This is a genomic window from Sphingomonas oligophenolica (assembly GCF_006438955.1).
Taxonomy (GTDB): domain Bacteria; phylum Pseudomonadota; class Alphaproteobacteria; order Sphingomonadales; family Sphingomonadaceae; genus Sphingomonas; species Sphingomonas oligophenolica_A.
On the sequence record NZ_RCZK01000002.1, the window covers coordinates 334,855 to 350,553 of the forward strand.

Here is a 15,699-nt window from a genome sequence, read left to right on the forward strand (position 1 = left end):
AATAAATTTTGCTCAGAACGCAAGACGCGATCCAGACCCGTTCGTGCTGAGCCTGTCGAAGCACGGTGAGGCTCACGCCCTTCGACAAGCTCAGGGCGAACGTTTTAGAGAGGATCAATCTAACGTCATCGCGTTTACCCGCGCAACGACCAAGCGAGCCACAACCACCCCGCGATCAGCACCGCGCCGCCAACCGGCGTGACCGCGCCCAACCAGCGCGGCGCGCCTATCGCCATCAGATACAGCGTGCCGGCGAAGATCGCTCCGCCCCCGACGAATAGCCACGCCGGCGCGCGCGCCTCCATCCGGATCGCGACCAGCGCCGCGACCGCGTGGATCAGCTGATATTGTCCCCCCGTCTTGAGCCACTCCGCCGCCGCGCCGCTCGCGCCATGCGCGCCAAACGCGCCCGCGCCCACCGCCAGCGCGCCCGACAGCGCCGCGATCACCGCCAGCCAGTTCATCGGTCGGTCCCCCACGGCACCTGTTCGGCGGTGTCGGCGCGCGCCGCGCGGATGTCGCCCGCCTCGACCTGGATACGCAGCCGTTCCTTGTCCTTCGATCGGTACATGTCCTCCGCCCGGTCGATCGCGGTGCCGTCGAGGCCGAGTTGTTCCATCGCCAGCCGCGCCATCTTGACCGCCGATTCGAGCACTTCGCGGACGATGAAATTGGCCGGGCCGTTCTTGAGCTTCACGAGCGCGCGGCGGTCATAGGCGCGGACATAGATCGCGGCATGGGGGAACGCCTCCTTGACGCCTTCGAGGATGTCGGCGGTGATCTGGTCGCCGTCGATGCAGAACATGATCAGCTCCGCCTCCGCCGCGCCCGCCTGGCGGAGCAGGTCGAGCCGGGTGCCATCGCCGTAATAGACCTTCGCGCCGAACTCGCCCGCGATGTCGATCATCTCGATATCGGTGTCGATCAGCGTCACCGGGATATCGCTCGCGAGCAGCATCTGCCCCACGGTCTGCCCGAACCGCCCATAGCCCACGATCAGCGCATTCGCGCCGTCCGCCCTGGGGCCGTCGCGATCGCCCTTGGAATCGATCGGTGCCGCGCGGAACCGCCGCGTAACCGTCATCAGGAACGGTGTCGTCGCCATCGACAGCGTCACAACCGCGCCGAACAGGCTCGCCGCCTCGGGATCGATCAGATACCCCGATTGCGCCGCCGCGAAGAGCACGAAGCCGAACTCGCCGCCCTGGCTCAGCAACAGCCCGAGCGCCAGCGCACCACGCCAGTTCATCCGGAACCCCAGCCCGATCAGGAAGATCACCAGCGTCTTGGTCGCGATCAGTGCCACCGCCATCGACGCCACGAACACCGGTCGCTCGGCGATCGCGTGGAGATTGAGCGTCATCCCGATCGCCAGGAAAAACAGCCCGAGCAGGATCGACCGGAACGGCTCGACATCCGCCTCCAGCTCGTGGCGGTACGGGCTGTCCGCCAGCATCACCCCCGCGACGAACGCGCCGAGCGCGGTCGACAGCCCCAGCGCCTCCATGATCGCCGCCGCGCCGATCACCGTGAACAGCGCGGCGAACACGAACATCTCGCGCTCGCCGAGGTTGCCGATCAACCGGAACAACGGGCGTAGCAGGAACCGTCCCGCCAGGATCAGCCCGACCACCGCCGCGACCGTGTACAGCCCCAATTGCCACCCCGGCGGGCCGTTGGCATCGGCGGGGTTGCGGCTCATCGCGGCGACGATCGTGATCAGCGGGACGATCGACAGGTCCTGGAACAACAGGATCGAAAACGCGCGCTCGCCGAACGGCGTCCGCATCCGTCCCGACGATTGGAGCATCGGCAGCACCTGCGCGGTCGACGACAGCGCCAGCGGCAACCCCAGCGCGAACGCGGCCTGAACCGAAAAGCCTGTGGTTAGACAGATCACCCCTGACAGCGCCAGCCCGCACGCCACGACCTGGATCAGCCCGAGCCCGAATATCTCCTGCTTCATCCGCCACAATCGCGACGGGTTCAGCTCCAACCCGACAATGAACAGCAGCAAGGTGATCCCGAGTTCGGCGACCCCGATCTTGCTCTGGGCATCGCCGACCAGCCCCAGCACCTGCGGGCCGACGACCGCGCCCGCGACCAGAAACCCCAGCGTCGCGCCAAGCCCGAGCCGCCGGAACAGCAGCACGAACGCGAGGCCAAATCCGAACAGCAGCACGCCCTCGCGCAGCAGCGATCCCGTCGCGGTGGCGTCATGCATCGGCGGTCGCCTCGCGCGCTGCGGCGGCGGCCTCGGCGGCCGCTTCGAACGCCAGCCGGATCGAGGGATGCCGTGCGGTGTAGTCAAGCGCGGGGGTGAACACGTCGATCCCCGGCCAGTCGGGCGCGTCGCCGTCGCGCGCCAGCCACGCGGTCAGCGCATCACGCGCGGCGGCGAGTTCCTCGGGGGTCTTGCCGAGAATGCTCGTCGCCAGCAGCGATGCCGACGCCTGCCCCAGCGCGCACGCGCGCACCATCATCCCCACCTCGCTCACGCGCCCCCCGCGATCGACGCTGACGTCGACGGTGACGCGGCTGCCGCACACCGGCGATCGCTTCTCCGCGGTCGCCATCGCGGTGCCGAGCCGTTCGTGATGCGGGATCGACGCCGCCAGCCGCAGGATTTGTTCGTTATACAGCGGCGCGCTCATCGCCCGGCGTCCGCATTCCCGTCGACGGCATCGCTATCGCGCGCCCGGGCGCTGAACACCGGCAACCCCCGCCGCCGTCGATCGACGAAATCGGCGATGCTCGCGCTCGTCGCGTTGAGCAGCGGATAGGTCCGCGACGTCACCATCCATCCGGGGCGCTGCGAAGGCCCGCCGTGCGCGGTGTCGAGCACCAACGTCATCAACAAAAACCCCAGGCTCGCGAGGATCAACCCCTTGAGCGAACCGAACCCGAATCCCAGCGCACGGTCGACCGGCCCCAAGATGCTGGTTCGCGTCCGCTTGCCGATCGCATTGGCGACGAACCGCCCGCCGACATAGGTCGCGCCCGCGATGATCGCGAACGCCGCCACCGCCGCGCCCGACGCGGTCCCGATTACCGTCGCCAGCGTCGCGGCGAGTGGAACGTGGAACAACTTGAGCATCGCGACGATCGCGACCCACGCGAACAGCGACAGCACTTCGGTGACGAAGCCGCGCTTCAATCCCAGCGCCGCCGCCCCCGCGACGAGAACCAGAACGATCATATCGAGTGCAGTCAAACCCATGCGATACGGAATAGGGACGCGGGGGGCATATCGCTAGCCCTGCAACCACCTCCGTTCGTGTTGAGCGAAGTCGAAGCACCTGCCTCACCGCGCGCCAATGCCCGTCGACTTCGCTCAGGGCGAACGGCAGAAGATGATCCTACCCCCGCCCGAGCATATGATCGACGAACTGCCCTAGCGTCTTGAACCCGGCAAGCCGCATCGCGGATTTATCCGCCGCCATCGCCGCGGGCACCAGCGCGCGTTCGAACCCCAGCTTGCCCGCCTCCTTCAACCGCAGCGCGCCATGCGCCACCGGGCGAATCTCGCCCGACAGTGCGACCTCGCCGAACGCCACCGCATCCGCCGCGACCGGCTTTTCCGACAGCGCCGAGATCAGCGCCGCCGCCACCGCCATATCCGCCGCCGGGTCCTGCACCCGATACCCGCCCGCGATGTTGAGATAGACCTCGCACGTCGAGAAGCTGAGGCCGCACCGCGCCTCGAGCACCGCCAGGATCATCGCCAGCCTTCCCGCATCCCAACCGACCACCGCGCGGCGCGGCGTCGCTCCGCTCGCCAGCCGGACGACCAGCGCCTGGATCTCGACCAACACCGGGCGCGTCCCCTCCAGCGCGGGGAACACCACCGTCCCCGTCACCCCCTCGTCGCGCTGGGTCAGAAACAACGCGGACGGGTTCGACACCTCGGCCAGCCCCTCGGCGACCATCGCGAACACGCCGATCTCGTCGGTCCCGCCGAACCGGTTCTTGATCGCACGCAGGATGCGATACTGGTGGCTGCGCTCGCCCTCGAAGCTCAGCACGGTGTCGACCATATGTTCGAGCACCCGCGGTCCCGCGATGCTGCCGTCCTTGGTCACGTGCCCGACCAGCACCACCGCAGTCCCGCGCCCCTTGGCGAAGCGGATCAGTTCCTGCGCCGACGCGCGGACCTGGCTTACGGTGCCGGGCGCGCCCTCGATCAGGTCGCTATGCATCGTCTGGATCGAATCGATCACGAGTAGCGCGGGCGGCGCACCCTGCGACAGTGTCGTCAGGATATCGCGGGTCGAGGTCGCCGCCGCCAGTTGCACCGGCGCATTCCCCAACCCCAGCCGCCGCGCACGCAACCGCACCTGGTCCGCCGCCTCCTCACCCGAGACATAGGCGACCGATAGCCCGGCCAACGCCATCTTCGCGGCCGCCTGGAGCAGCAGCGTCGATTTCCCGATCCCCGGATCGCCGCCGATCAGCGTCGCGCTGCCTTCGACGAATCCGCCGCCCATCGCCCGATCGAGTTCCGCGATTCCGCTCGCCAGCCGCGCGGGCAGCGCGACCTCGCTGTCGAGCGACACCAGCGTCATTGCCCGCCCACCGCTCTGCAGATGATGCTTCGCCGCAAACGGCGTGACGACCGCGCCCGCTTCCTCGACCAGCGTGTTCCACTCCGCGCAATCGCCACACTGCCCCGCCCAGCGATGCGCGACCGATCCGCACGCCTGGCACACATATCGCTTCTGGGGTTTCGCCATAGCCGACCGCATATCAAAATCGGAACGATAGGGGAACAGACGATTTTACCGCGGGATTCCGTCGCCGAAGCTATCCGGGCGCGCCGTCGGGACGCCAGCCGCCACAACCTATTGCGCCGCAACGCTAATGTTGGCACAATCCCACGGATGGGGGAAATTCAGGACGACTTCGCGCGCGAACAGGTTGCGCTTGCCGATCACGACCGGATTCGCGCGATCCTCAGCGAGGTATGCGCGCTGACCGGCATGGGATTCGCTGCGGTCGCGCGCGTCACCGACCGGCGCTGGATCGCGTGCCAGGTCGTCGACCGGATCGAATTCGGCCTCAAACCCGGGGAGGAACTCGATCTCAAGACGACGATCTGCGACGAAATCCGGCAGAGTGGCCAGGGCGTCGTCATCGATCATGTCGCCGCCGACCCCGCGTGGCGGACGCATCACACCCCGGTCATGTACGGTTTCGAAAGCTACGCCGCGATGCCCATCGTGCTGGCGGACGGCAGCTTCTTCGGCACGCTGTGCGCGATCGATCCGCATGAACGCACGCTCAGCGCCTCGGACGTGGTCGGGACGCTGACCGGCTTCGCGCAGGAAATCGCCGCGATCATCACCGCGCAGATCGCGAGCATGGCGAGGGAGCCGGCCGACCAGGCGACATAGTCACGCCGCAATCGCATCGCTATGCCGCGCGCAGCCATGCAACCTTCCGATCTCCGTGTCGCGCTCTTCAGCGGCAATTACAATTACACCCGCGACGGCGCGAACCAGGCGTTGAACTCGCTGGTCGCGCATCTGCTGGCGAAGGGCGTGACGGTCCGGGTCTATTCCCCCACGCTGCCCAAACCCGCCTTCCCGCCGACCGGCGATCTGGTCAGCGTACCCGCGATCCCCGTTCCCGGGGGCCGCGACGAATATCGGCTCGGGCGCTATCTTCCTCGGGCGACGCGCGATGACCTCGAGGCATTCGCGCCCAACCTCGTCCACGTCTCCGCCCCCGAATTCCTCGGCCACGCCGCGGTGACCTGGGCGCGCCGCCACCGCGTCGCGTCGGTCGCCTCGCTCCACACCCGGTTCGAAACCTATTTCCGCTATTACGGCGTCGGCTTCATCGAACCGGTGATCCGGTGGATTCTCACGCGTTTCTACAACCGCGTCGACGAGGTCGTCGTCCCCTCCCCCAGCATGCGCGCGTTGCTGCGCGAATGGGGCGTCACCACCCCGATCGGGATCTGGAGCCGCGGGATCGACCACGACCGGTTCCGCCCCGATCGCCGCAGCCTGGCATGGCGACGCGGCCTGGGGATCGCCGACGACGAGATCGCGGTCGGCTTCCTCGGGCGGCTGGTGAAGGAAAAGGGGCTAGATGTCTTCGCCGACGTGCTCAAGGAACTGCGCCGCCGCGGGGTCCGTCACAAGGCGCTGGTGATCGGCAAGGGACCCGCGCGCGACTGGTTCGCCGAACAGGTCCCCGACGCGATCTTCGCGGGGTTCCAGACCGGCGACGACCTCGGCCGCGCGGTCGCGTCGATGGACGTGTTCTTCAACCCCTCGATCACCGAAACCTTCGGCAACGTCACCACCGAGGCGATGGCCGCGGGCGTCCCCGTCGTCGCCGCCCGCGCGACCGGCGCGATCGACCTCGTCGAGGAAGGCGTCACCGGCTTCCTGGTCGAGCCGACCGACATCGCGGGCTATGCCGACGCCATCGCGCGGATCGTCGCCAACCCCGCGCTCCGCGACGCACTGGGTGCCGCGGGCCACGCAGCGGCAGCGCATTACCGGTGGGACAGCGCGAACCAGGCGGTGCTCGACACCTATCTCGCGCTCATGGCGCGGCGGGACTAGCCTATTTCAGCCGCTCGATCCGCTGGACCAGCTCGTCGATCATCGCGGCGACGTCATGAACCTGCTCGTCGGACAGGTCGCCGTACATCAGCCGATCCTGCACCACGTGACGCAGATTCCCCAGCGCGCGTCGCACCGGCGCGCGGTCGCCGCGCTTGGCGCGGTCGCCCATTCCCGACAGCTTCGCGATCAACCCCGCGACCTGGTCCGCGTTTTCCGCAAGGTGCGCGCGCCCTTCCGCGGTAGCGGCAAAACGCTTCTTCACCCCCGCCGACGCTTCCTCGTCGATCATCCCCATCTCGCCGAGCATCGTCAGCGACGGATAGATCACCCCCGGGCTCGGCGCATAGCCACCCCCGGTCATCGTCTCGATCTCGCGGATCAGATCATATCCGTGGCGCGGTTCGTCGGCGATCAGTTTGAGCATCACCAGCCGCAGTTCGTCGCCATCGAACATCCGCCCGCGCCGGCCGCCGCCGCCGCCGCCAGGAAAGCCGTGCATCGCGCGCATCGCATCGTGGATGTCGCGCCTCATCGACTCCGAATCGAAATCAAACCGCCCTTTGGGTCCGCATCCGCGGACATGCATGCTGAACATCGTCGACTCCTTCGCGTGAAGATAGCACGAAGATATATCGCAACGGCAGCGTGTCAAGATTCGCCCAAGATATATTCTCGCTATATCCCGGTACGGAACGAAGGCGGGGCGCGCCGGGCGCGCCGCGTCGGTGGAGAAACTCGGCTTCACTGGCGGCGCCGGTGCCCCTCCCCGTTTCAGGGTGGAATGATTACATGGTGCCGATGGCCGACCTGCTCGCGGGACTAGAACCCGACCCCCTTCCCGCCACGCCGCCCGAGAACGCACCGCTCGCCGATCGCCTGCGCCCACGCGTGCTCGACGAGGTCGTCGGGCAGGATCACATCACCGGTGCGGAGGGGCCGATCGGGCGGATGGTCGCGGCAGGGCGGCTGTCGTCGATCATCCTGTGGGGACCACCTGGCACCGGCAAGACCACGATCGCGCGGCTCCTCGCCGATGCGGTCGACCTGCGCTTCGTCGCGATCAGCGCGGTATTCTCGGGCGTCACCGACCTCAAGAAAGCTTTCACCGAGGCGCGCGAGCATGCCCGAATCGGTAAACGCACGCTCCTGTTCGTCGACGAAATCCACCGCTTCAATCGCGCGCAACAGGACGGGTTCCTCCCCTATGTCGAGGACGGCACCGTCACGCTCGTCGGCGCGACCACCGAAAATCCGTCGTTCGAGCTCAACGCCGCGTTGCTCAGCCGCGCGCAGGTGCTCATCCTCGAACGCCTCGGCCGCGCCGCGCTCGAACAACTGCTCGATCGCGCCGAAGCGGAGATGGGTCGCCCGATCCCGCTCGACCCCGCCGCGCGCGACGCACTGATCGCGAGCGCTGACGGTGATGGCCGCTTCCTGCTCAACCAAGCGGAGACATTGTTCTCGGTCGATCTGAAGGAACCGCTCGATTCCGCTGGCTTGTCGGGATTTCTCCAGCGCCGCGTCGCGGTGTACGACAAGGACCGCGAGGGGCATTACAACCTCATCAGCGCGCTCCACAAATCGATCCGCGGCTCCGATCCCGACGCCGCGCTCTATTATCTCGCGCGGATGCTGACCGCGGGCGAGGAGCCGCTCTATCTCCTGCGCCGTCTGACCCGTGCCGCGGTCGAGGACATCGGGCTCGCCGATCCACAGGCGTTGGTCCAGTGCATCGCCGCCAAGGACACCTATGATTTCCTCGGCAGCCCCGAGGGCGAGCTCGCGATCGCACAAGCCTGTCTCTATCTCGCCACCGCCCCCAAATCGAACGCGGCCTACACCGCGCAAAAATCGGCGTGGCGCGCGGCGAAGGAAACCGGGTCACTGATGCCCCCTGCACACATTCGCAACGCGCCGACCAAGCTGATGCGCGACATCGGCTACGGGAAAGGCTACGCCTATGATCACGACGCCGAAGAAGGGTTCTCGGGCGCGAACTATTGGCCCGACGAGATGACTGCACAGACCTTCTACACCCCCACCGCCCGCGGTTTCGAGGCTCGGCTCGCCGAACGCCTGTCGCATTGGGCCAGTTTACGCCAGGAGCGCCGATCATGACCTTCGACGATTGGGACCAGGTCGTCGCGTTCGCGCTGTCGCTGCCCGACACCTATATCGAAAGCTTCTACGGCAAGCCGACCCCCAAGGTGAACAAGAAGGCGTTCGTCGCGCGCGGCAGCGAGCCGGGCAGCTTCGTCGCAATGAGCACCAACGACGAAAAACAGGTGCTGCTCGACACCGATCCTGCCACCTTCTGGCAGACCCCGCATTACGACGGCTGGTCGAGCCTGTTGGTGCGCTACGCCAGCAGCGATCCGGCGCGCGTCGCCGCGGTCATCACCCGCGCGTGGTGGGATCGCGCGTCGCCCGCGCAGCGCGAGGCGTTCGGCGATCGTCCCTAACCAAATCGTTCCCGATCATATCCAGCGCTTCGCCGCGATCGACTGGTCGGGTGCGAAGGGCCGTCAGCATCCCGGCATCGCGCTCGCCACCTGCGCCGCGGGCACCGCCGCCCCAACCCTGGTAGCACCGCCGACGCGCCACTGGTCGCGCGCCGCGATCCTCGACTGGCTACTTGCCCACCGCGGCGAACCGATGCTGGTCGGCTTCGATTTCAGCTTCGCCCCGCCCTTCGTCGAACGCGGCGCGCACCTGCCCGGTGAAACCACCACCACCGATGCCAAGGCGCTGTGGCGCTACGTCGATGACCAATGCGACGATGCGGATCTGGGCGCGGCCAGCTTCCTCGAAGCACGCCGCGGGCGGCATTTCTATCTCGGCGCCGCCGACGGCACCAAGCGCGATTTCCTGTTCTACCGGCAATGCGAAGCGCTCGGCGGACACGTCAAACCCTCGACCGTCTATGACGCGATCGGCGCGGCACAGGTCGCCAAGGCGAGCTTCGCGGGGATGCGGCTGCTCCACGCGCTCGATAGCCGCATCCCGGTCTGGCCGTTCGATCCGCTGCCCGCATCGGGCCTGGTCATCGTCGAAATCTACACCGCGATCGCCGCGCGCGCCGCGGGGATTGTCCGGGGCCGCAGCAAGATCCGCGACGCCGCCGCGCTAGACACCGCGCTCGCCGCGGTCGGCAGCGCCCCCCACCTGTCGCTCGCGCGCTACGACGACCACGCGACCGATGCGATCCTCACCGCCGCGTGGCTCCGCGCCAACGTTGCGCGCGCCGATCTATGGAGCCCCGGCGGCATGACGCCACCGGTAGCCCGCACCGAAGGCTGGACCTTCGGCGTCGCCTAACGCGCGGCAACCTGTCGCGGCGTCGCCGCAGTCACCCGCCACACTGTATTGCCCAGATCATCCGCGATCAGCAGCCCGCCGGTCCGGTCGACCGCGAGCCCCACCGGGCGTCCGCGCGCATGGCCGTCCTTGTCGAGGAACGCGGTGACGACGTCCTGCGCCTTGCCCGACGGTCGGCCGTTTGCGAACGGGACATAGACAACCCGATACCCGTTGAAGACATTGCGGTCCCAGCTGCCGTGCTCGCCGATGAACGCGCCGCCCTGGTACCCCGGCAATGCACCCGCGGTGTAGAAGGTCAGCCCGAGCGGTGCGACATGGCTGCTCAGCGAATAATCGGGGGCGATCGCCTTGGCGACGAGATCGGGTCGCTGCGGCATCACGCGTGGGTCGACGTGCTGGCCGTAATAGCTGTACGGCCAGCCGTAGAAGGCGCCGTCCTTGACCGATGTCAGGTAATCGGGAACCAGGTTCTGTCCGATCTCGTCGCGTTCGTTGACGACCACCCACAATTGCTGTGTCGTGGGCTCGACCGTCAACCCGTTGGGGTTGCGCAGTCCGCTCGCGAAGACGCGGTGCGCGCCCGTCGCCCGATCGACTTCCCACACCGCAGCCCGGTTTTTCTCGGCTTCGATTCCGTTTTCGGTGATGTTGCTGTTCGATCCCACCCCGACATAGAGTTTCGATCCGTCGGGGCTCGCGGTCAGGCTTTTGGTCCAATGGTGATCGATCGGCCCACCGGGCAACTCTGTCACCAAGGTGCCCGGTGCGGTGATCGTGGTCTGGCCGGTCTGGTAGGGATAGCGTACGATCGCATCGGTATTCGCGACATACAGGTCGCCGCCGACCAGCACGATGCCGAACGGCGAGACCAGATGGTCGATCAGCACACTTCGCAATTCGGGCTTGCCGTCGCCATTGGCGTCGCGGATAAGCGTAATCCGGTTGCCGCCTTTAGCACCTGCCCCCGCATATTTCATGACCCACCCCATGATCAGTTCCTTGGGACGGGTGACGGGTTCGTAGCCGGGGCCGTTCGATTCGACGACCAGGATGTCGCCATTGGGCAGCACATAAGGTTGGCGCGGGTGTTCGAACCCGGTCGCCAGCGCTTCGATCTTTAGTCCTGCTGCGACCGTCGGCGTTTCACCCTGATGCCACCCCGCCGGCGGCGCGACCTTGATCGGCGGGATCAGATACCGCTTTTGTGCAGGTAGCGGCGGGTTCGCACCGATTTGAGTCGCCGCGGGGGCAGCCGGGTCGCCGCCGCAGCCTGCGAGCAAGGCGGTTGCGGCCAGCGCCAGCGCGGAAACGCCCATTGAGGATGCGCGCATCATGCGTCTCCCGCCAATTGACGCATCGTGTGCGTTGTTCCCAACCAGTTGATCACGATCACCAGCACCGTCACGATCCCCGACAGGATGATCCCGGTCGGCACCACCGACGTCCACGCATCGCGGCTGTGGACGAACGCGTTCCACAGCGACAACCCCAGCACCAGCGCGTTGCCGATCGAATGGACCCAGCCGGGGCGCAGCGTGCGGCCGTTCTTCGACACCAGTGCCTCGACGATCCCGACGACCGCCGCCGCGCCGCCCATCACCAGCCCCGCGGTGATCAGCCATACCGAAAAATTCGCCCACATCATCACCGCGGTGTTCATATAGACGATATCGGTCAGGAACGCGCCGCTGAAGCACGCGATCGGATACGCGCCGAGCAACACGTGGAGCGGATGCGTCGCGCTCGGCAACGGTCGGGGGAAAGTAGTCGCCATGAGGCCTCCGGCAGCGCCGACGCCCCAGTGCGCCGTGCCAGACTCTTACGCGTCAGGCGGCAAGTCGTTCCGCCTCCGCGACGAACCGACCGCTCACGATGCCCGCGCCAGCAACGCCATCGCCTGTTTCAGGTGCGGCGCATCGATCATCCGCCCGTCGAGCTGGAGCGCCCCCGCCCCGGGATTCGCCGCGAACGCATCGACCACCCGCCGCGCCGCCGCGATCGCCGCGTCCGACGGCGTGAACGCGGCGTTTATCGCAGCGACCTGCGCCGGATGGATCGCCATCATCCCGGTGAATCCATCGCGCGCGCCCCGCGCGGCATAAGCCGCCTGCCCGTCGAGATCACGGAAATCGGGATAGACGGTCTCGATCGCCGCCACCCCCGCCGCGTGTGCCCCGAACAGCGTCAGCGCGCGCACCACCTCATACGGCGGGGTATACGACCCGTCCGCCTCACGCGACGTCGTCGCGCCGATCGCCGCGGGCAGATCTTCCGCGCCCCAGGTCAGCCCGCCGAGCCGATCGCGCACCCCCGCATAATCGCCGAGCCCGAACACCGCCGCCGGCGTCTCGCTCGCGACCGGCAGGATCGGGGGGCACTCCGCCCCGATCCGCTTTACCAGCTCGGTCACCGACGCCCCCGACACCGATTTGGGCAGCACTACACCATCGGCACGTGCCGCCACCGCCAGATCGTCCGCGACAAAATCGCTGTCGAGCGGATTGACCCGCACCCAGCGCGCCACGCCATCCGCGGGCGTCGCCAGGAACGCCGCGATCGCGTCCCGCGCCGCGCGCTTCTGCGCCGCGACCACCGAATCCTCCAGGTCGAGGATGATCGCATCCGCCCCGCTCGTCGCCGCCTTGGCGAACCGCTCGGGCCGATCCCCCGGCACGAACAACAGCGACCGCAACCTCATTTCGGCGTCCGCTGCAACAGCGCGGTCCGCAGGCACTGGCACACGATCTCGTCGCGCTGGTTGGTCAGCACGTGGCGAAACGTCACCAGCCCCGCGTTGGGCCGCGACTTGCTGGCACGCAATTCCACCACCTCGGTCGCGGCGCGCATCGTGTCGCCGATGAACACCGGGTGCGGCATCACCAGCTTGTCATAGCCGAGGTTCGCGACGAGCGTGCCCAGCGTCGTGTCTCCCACCGTCAGCCCGACCATCAGCGCGAAGGTGAAGGTGCCGTTGACGAGGATTCGCCCGAACTCCGACGCCTTCGCCGCCTCGGCATCGAGATGGAGCGGCTGCGGGTTGTGGGTCATCGTCGTGAACAGCAGATTGTCGGTCTCGGTCACGGTTCGCCGGATCTCATGCTCGATCCGGTCGCCGACCTGCCACGCGTCATAATATCGTCCAGCCATCACGCCTCCTGCCGGGGGAGCTAGCATGGTCGTGGGATCGAGGGAACGCCGCCCCAATTGCCACCCCGGCGAAGGCCGGGGAACGGGTCGAGGCAGAGCGCCACAACATTGCCCCCCACCCGCGCACCCCCTACAGCCCCGCGCATGCCGCGCGACCAATACGACGCCATCATCCTCGGCGCCGGTGCCGCGGGCCTCCTGTGCGCCGCGATCGCTGGCCAGCGCGGGCGCCGCATCCTGCTCGTCGACCACGCCGACGAGGTCGGCAAGAAAATCCTGATCTCGGGCGGCGGACGGTGCAACTTCACCAACCTCCACACCGCGCCCGATCGCTACCTCTCGGCCAACCCGCATTTCGCCAAGTCCGCGCTCAGTCGCTACACCGCTGCGGACTTCATCGCGCTCGTCGATTCCCACCGCATCGCCTGGCACGAAAAGACGTTGGGGCAATTGTTTTGCGATGGCTCGGCGAAGCAGATCGTCGCGCTGCTGCTCGACGAATGCGCGCGCGGCCAGGTCGACCTCGCGCTCGGCCAGTCGGTGACCGACATCGCCCACGTAACCGACTATCGCGTCACGATCGGGGCGCGCACCGTCACTGCCCCCAGCCTCGTCCTCGCCACCGGCGGCCCCTCGATCCCCAAGCTCGGCGCGACCGGCTTCGCGTACGACGTCGCGCGCCGTTTCGGCCTCAAGATCGTCGAGCCGCGCCCCGCGCTCGTCCCCCTCACCCTCGCGGGCGACGATCTCTTGTTCCGCGATCTCGCCGGGGTCGCCACCCCCGTCGTCGCGCGCGCCGGCAAGGCAAGCTTCCACGAAGCCGCGCTCTTCACCCACCGCGGCCTCTCCGGCCCCGCGATCCTCCAGGCCTCGTCCTACTGGCGTCATGGCGACGCGGTGGGGATCGATTTCCTCCCCGCCGCGACCCCAGACTGGCTGCTCGCGCTAAAGCGCACCCAGCCGCGCACCACGCTGCGCCGCGCGCTCGCCGCTACGATCCCCGATCGCCTCGCCGAAGCGCTGTCGGACCGGCTCGCGATCGGCGAACTCGCCGCCACCACCGACCGCCGCCTCACCGACGCCGCCCGCACACTCGCCGACTGGCGCTTCCACCCCAATGGCAGCGAAGGTTATGCTAAGGCGGAAGTCACCGTCGGCGGGATCAGCACCGCCGACTTGTCGTCGCAAACCATGGCCGCACGCCGCGTCCCCGGGCTCTACGCGATCGGCGAGGCGGTCGACGTCACCGGCTGGCTCGGCGGCTATAATTTCCAATGGGCCTGGGCCAGCGGCTGGGCCGCGGCGCAGGATGTGTAACCGTCGGCGAGAAGAATAATGGGGTCGCGCAGAGGACGCAGAGGCGTGGCGCCGCGGCGCAGCCGCTGCCGAATTGAGGGTTGCCCATCGTCCAGCTCGATGAGTGACCACGCCATCACCTAGCGACCGACACCTCCGCGTCCTCCGCGCCTCTGCGCGAAGACCACTCTTTTCCTTCTTCTCTCCGCGCGAATTCCCTTCGACAAAATCCCCGTTCAGGTTGCACGCCCCCACCCCCCGTTATAGGCGCCCCATTATGCGTCTCGCCCTCACCCTCCTCGCGCTGACCCTGGCCGCGCCCGCATCGGCGCGCGGTGGCATCGTCCACGTCCGGCTCGACACCACGCTCGGCCCGATCACGCTCGCGCTCGACGCGCGCCACGCGCCCAAGACGGTCGCAAACTTCATGGCCTATGTCGACGACCGGCGCTTCGACGGCATCGATTTCTACCGCGCCGCGCGCCGCGCCAGCGCGCCGACCTACGGCTTCGTCCAGGGCGGGATCGGCACCGACCCGCGCCGCATCCTGCCCCCCTACCCGCTCGAAACCACCGCGATGACCGGGATCAGGCACACCGACGGCACGATCTCGATGGCGAGGCGCAGCGACCCCAACTCGGCGGGCGGCAATTTCTTCATCACGATCGGCGCGATTCCCAGCATGGATGCCCGTCCCGGCGCGCCCGGCTACGCCGCGTTCGGCCACGTCGTCGGCGGGATGGCGACGGTGAAGAAGATCCTCGCCCAGCCGATCGGCGGCCGGATGGGTGGCCAGACCATCCTCCACCCGATCCGGATCGTCCACGCGGTCCGCCTCGACGGCAAGGCCAAACCCACCGGCTTGGTCAAACCCTGGCTGGAGAAGACGAAGAAATGATCGCGCTGGCGAACGGTTTGCGGTCTGGCAGGTTGCCATTCCCTGCGCGCTACCGCGTGTTAGCCCAACGGGATACCGCGTCATGTTCTATCTCGCTCTGAAGGCCGCGCTATCGGGCGTGCTCATCGCTGTCGCGTCGACGCTGGCGAAGCGCTATCCGGGCTTCGGTGCTCTGGTTGCGTCGTTGCCGTTGGTGTCGGTGCTCGGAATGATCTGGCTATGGAACGCCAAACCCGACCCCGAGAACATGGCCGCGCATTCGGCCGCGACCTTCTGGTACGTCTTGCCCTCCCTGCCGATGTTCCTGCTCATTCCGGCGTTGCTTCGTCACGGCATCGGCTTTTGGACAGCCCTGATCGCCGGCTGCGCGCTGACCGTCGCGCTCTATGCCGCGATGACATGGCTGGGCCCCCGCTTCGGCTTGCAGCTCTAAGCTCTGCGCGTGTTCGGACGCCT

18 protein-coding genes are annotated in these 15,699 nt (G+C 67.7%); 8 read left to right on the top strand and 10 right to left on the bottom strand.

Annotated elements, in window-relative coordinates:
* Positions 1-134: 134 nt before the first annotated feature.
* From EAH84_RS04410 to radA, 5 genes are all read right to left on the bottom strand, one after another.
* On the bottom strand, positions 135-464 hold the full coding sequence (locus EAH84_RS04410) for a DUF423 domain-containing protein (RefSeq protein WP_140868222.1): 330 nt from the start codon (positions 462-464) through the stop codon (positions 135-137).
* Positions 461-2,224 carry a cation:proton antiporter gene (locus EAH84_RS04415; protein WP_140868225.1) on the bottom strand — a complete coding sequence of 588 codons (1,764 nt, stop codon included), beginning with the start codon at positions 2,222-2,224 and terminating at the stop codon, positions 461-463. Before EAH84_RS04415 ends, EAH84_RS04410 begins: the two co-directional genes overlap by 4 nt.
* The gene (locus tag EAH84_RS04420; protein ID WP_140868227.1) at positions 2,217-2,654 is read right to left on the bottom strand and encodes an iron-sulfur cluster assembly scaffold protein; all 438 of its coding nucleotides are present in this window, start codon (positions 2,652-2,654) and stop codon (positions 2,217-2,219) included. Before EAH84_RS04420 ends, EAH84_RS04415 begins: the two co-directional genes overlap by 8 nt.
* Entirely contained in the window at positions 2,651-3,220 is a 570-nt protein-coding gene (locus EAH84_RS04425) for a CvpA family protein (RefSeq protein WP_140868230.1), read from the bottom strand. The genes EAH84_RS04420 and EAH84_RS04425 overlap by 4 nt, the downstream gene beginning before the upstream one ends.
* A gap of 139 nt (positions 3,221-3,359) precedes the next feature.
* Positions 3,360-4,733 (bottom strand): DNA repair protein RadA, encoded by a 1,374-nt coding sequence (gene radA / locus EAH84_RS04430; protein WP_140868233.1) that lies wholly within the window; start codon positions 4,731-4,733, stop codon positions 3,360-3,362.
* Between the two features lie 147 nt (positions 4,734-4,880).
* Here radA and EAH84_RS04435 point away from each other — a divergent pair, with 147 nt between their 5' ends.
* On the top strand, positions 4,881-5,393 hold the full coding sequence (locus EAH84_RS04435) for a GAF domain-containing protein (RefSeq protein ID WP_140868236.1): 513 nt from the start codon (positions 4,881-4,883) through the stop codon (positions 5,391-5,393).
* Positions 5,394-5,429: 36 nt separating this feature from the next.
* Positions 5,430-6,578, top strand: a complete 1,149-nt coding sequence (locus EAH84_RS04440) for a glycosyltransferase family 4 protein (protein WP_140868239.1) — start codon at positions 5,430-5,432, stop codon at positions 6,576-6,578.
* A 1-nt stretch (position 6,579) separates the two neighbouring features.
* Here EAH84_RS04440 and EAH84_RS04445 read toward each other — a convergent pair whose 3' ends face one another.
* The gene (locus EAH84_RS04445; protein WP_241656455.1) at positions 6,580-7,176 is read right to left on the bottom strand and encodes a PadR family transcriptional regulator; all 597 of its coding nucleotides are present in this window, start codon (positions 7,174-7,176) and stop codon (positions 6,580-6,582) included.
* Positions 7,177-7,379: 203 nt separating this feature from the next.
* On the opposite strand from EAH84_RS04445, the gene EAH84_RS04450 reads away from it, so the two are divergent.
* The 3 genes from EAH84_RS04450 to EAH84_RS04460 are packed head-to-tail and all read left to right on the top strand — an operon-like array spanning position 7,380 to position 9,899.
* Positions 7,380-8,699: a replication-associated recombination protein A gene (locus EAH84_RS04450; RefSeq protein WP_140868514.1), complete on the top strand. Its 1,320-nt coding sequence runs from the start codon at positions 7,380-7,382 to the stop codon at positions 8,697-8,699.
* Positions 8,696-9,043 (top strand): MmcQ/YjbR family DNA-binding protein, encoded by a 348-nt coding sequence (locus EAH84_RS04455; protein ID WP_140868242.1) that lies wholly within the window; start codon positions 8,696-8,698, stop codon positions 9,041-9,043. The genes EAH84_RS04450 and EAH84_RS04455 overlap by 4 nt, the downstream gene beginning before the upstream one ends.
* Before the next feature lie 4 nt (positions 9,044-9,047).
* Positions 9,048-9,899, top strand: a complete 852-nt coding sequence (locus EAH84_RS04460) for a hypothetical protein (RefSeq protein WP_140868245.1) — start codon at positions 9,048-9,050, stop codon at positions 9,897-9,899.
* On the opposite strand, the gene EAH84_RS04465 is transcribed toward EAH84_RS04460, so the two are convergent.
* From EAH84_RS04465 to EAH84_RS04480, 4 genes are all read right to left on the bottom strand, one after another.
* Positions 9,896-11,233 (bottom strand): PQQ-dependent sugar dehydrogenase, encoded by a 1,338-nt coding sequence (locus EAH84_RS04465; RefSeq protein ID WP_206663931.1) that lies wholly within the window; start codon positions 11,231-11,233, stop codon positions 9,896-9,898. The two genes, EAH84_RS04460 and EAH84_RS04465, sit on opposite strands and share 4 nt — an antisense overlap.
* Positions 11,233-11,676, bottom strand: coding sequence for a DUF2231 domain-containing protein (locus EAH84_RS04470; protein WP_140868251.1), 444 nt, complete (start codon positions 11,674-11,676; stop codon positions 11,233-11,235). Before EAH84_RS04470 ends, EAH84_RS04465 begins: the two co-directional genes overlap by 1 nt.
* A gap of 93 nt (positions 11,677-11,769) precedes the next feature.
* On the bottom strand, positions 11,770-12,600 hold the full coding sequence (locus EAH84_RS04475) for an HpcH/HpaI aldolase/citrate lyase family protein (protein ID WP_140868254.1): 831 nt from the start codon (positions 12,598-12,600) through the stop codon (positions 11,770-11,772).
* On the bottom strand, positions 12,597-13,049 hold the full coding sequence (locus tag EAH84_RS04480; protein WP_140868257.1) for a MaoC family dehydratase: 453 nt from the start codon (positions 13,047-13,049) through the stop codon (positions 12,597-12,599). The genes EAH84_RS04475 and EAH84_RS04480 overlap by 4 nt, the downstream gene beginning before the upstream one ends.
* Positions 13,050-13,193: 144 nt before the next feature.
* On the opposite strand from EAH84_RS04480, the gene EAH84_RS04485 reads away from it, so the two are divergent.
* The 3 genes from EAH84_RS04485 to EAH84_RS04495 all read left to right on the top strand — a co-directional run bounded on the left by EAH84_RS04485 (position 13,194) and on the right by EAH84_RS04495 (position 15,676).
* Complete coding sequence (locus EAH84_RS04485) at positions 13,194-14,366, top strand: NAD(P)/FAD-dependent oxidoreductase (RefSeq protein WP_140868260.1); 1,173 nt, start codon at positions 13,194-13,196, stop codon at positions 14,364-14,366.
* Between the two features lie 256 nt (positions 14,367-14,622).
* Complete coding sequence (locus EAH84_RS04490) at positions 14,623-15,243, top strand: peptidylprolyl isomerase (RefSeq protein ID WP_140868280.1); 621 nt, start codon at positions 14,623-14,625, stop codon at positions 15,241-15,243.
* 82 nt (positions 15,244-15,325) lie between these two features.
* On the top strand, positions 15,326-15,676 hold the full coding sequence (locus EAH84_RS04495; protein ID WP_140868283.1) for a DUF3147 family protein: 351 nt from the start codon (positions 15,326-15,328) through the stop codon (positions 15,674-15,676).
* Positions 15,677-15,699 lie beyond the last annotated feature (23 nt).

Bases quoted from the DNA above. Each gene is read 5' to 3' on its own strand.
- EAH84_RS04425 (WP_140868230.1), bottom strand. From the start codon at position 3,220: ATGGGTTTGACTGCACTCGATATGATCGTTCTGGTTCTCGTCGCGGGG.
- EAH84_RS04450 (WP_140868514.1), top strand. From the start codon at position 7,380: ATGGCCGACCTGCTCGCGGGACTAGAACCCGACCCCCTTCCCGCCACG.
- EAH84_RS04465 (WP_206663931.1), bottom strand. From the start codon at position 11,233: ATGCGCGCATCCTCAATGGGCGTTTCCGCGCTGGCGCTGGCCGCAACC.
- EAH84_RS04490 (WP_140868280.1), top strand. From the start codon at position 14,623: ATGCGTCTCGCCCTCACCCTCCTCGCGCTGACCCTGGCCGCGCCCGCA.
- EAH84_RS04485 (WP_140868260.1), top strand. From the start codon at position 13,194: ATGCCGCGCGACCAATACGACGCCATCATCCTCGGCGCCGGTGCCGCG.
- EAH84_RS04445 (WP_241656455.1), bottom strand. From the start codon at position 7,176: ATGTTCAGCATGCATGTCCGCGGATGCGGACCCAAAGGGCGGTTTGAT.
- EAH84_RS04480 (WP_140868257.1), bottom strand. From the start codon at position 13,049: ATGGCTGGACGATATTATGACGCGTGGCAGGTCGGCGACCGGATCGAG.
- EAH84_RS04455 (WP_140868242.1), top strand. From the start codon at position 8,696: ATGACCTTCGACGATTGGGACCAGGTCGTCGCGTTCGCGCTGTCGCTG.
- EAH84_RS04495 (WP_140868283.1), top strand. From the start codon at position 15,326: ATGTTCTATCTCGCTCTGAAGGCCGCGCTATCGGGCGTGCTCATCGCT.
- EAH84_RS04415 (WP_140868225.1), bottom strand. From the start codon at position 2,224: ATGCATGACGCCACCGCGACGGGATCGCTGCTGCGCGAGGGCGTGCTG.
- EAH84_RS04475 (WP_140868254.1), bottom strand. From the start codon at position 12,600: ATGAGGTTGCGGTCGCTGTTGTTCGTGCCGGGGGATCGGCCCGAGCGG.
- EAH84_RS04470 (WP_140868251.1), bottom strand. From the start codon at position 11,676: ATGGCGACTACTTTCCCCCGACCGTTGCCGAGCGCGACGCATCCGCTC.
- EAH84_RS04420 (WP_140868227.1), bottom strand. From the start codon at position 2,654: ATGAGCGCGCCGCTGTATAACGAACAAATCCTGCGGCTGGCGGCGTCG.
- EAH84_RS04440 (WP_140868239.1), top strand. From the start codon at position 5,430: ATGCAACCTTCCGATCTCCGTGTCGCGCTCTTCAGCGGCAATTACAAT.
- EAH84_RS04410 (WP_140868222.1), bottom strand. From the start codon at position 464: ATGAACTGGCTGGCGGTGATCGCGGCGCTGTCGGGCGCGCTGGCGGTG.
- EAH84_RS04435 (WP_140868236.1), top strand. From the start codon at position 4,881: ATGGGGGAAATTCAGGACGACTTCGCGCGCGAACAGGTTGCGCTTGCC.
- radA (WP_140868233.1), bottom strand. From the start codon at position 4,733: ATGGCGAAACCCCAGAAGCGATATGTGTGCCAGGCGTGCGGATCGGTC.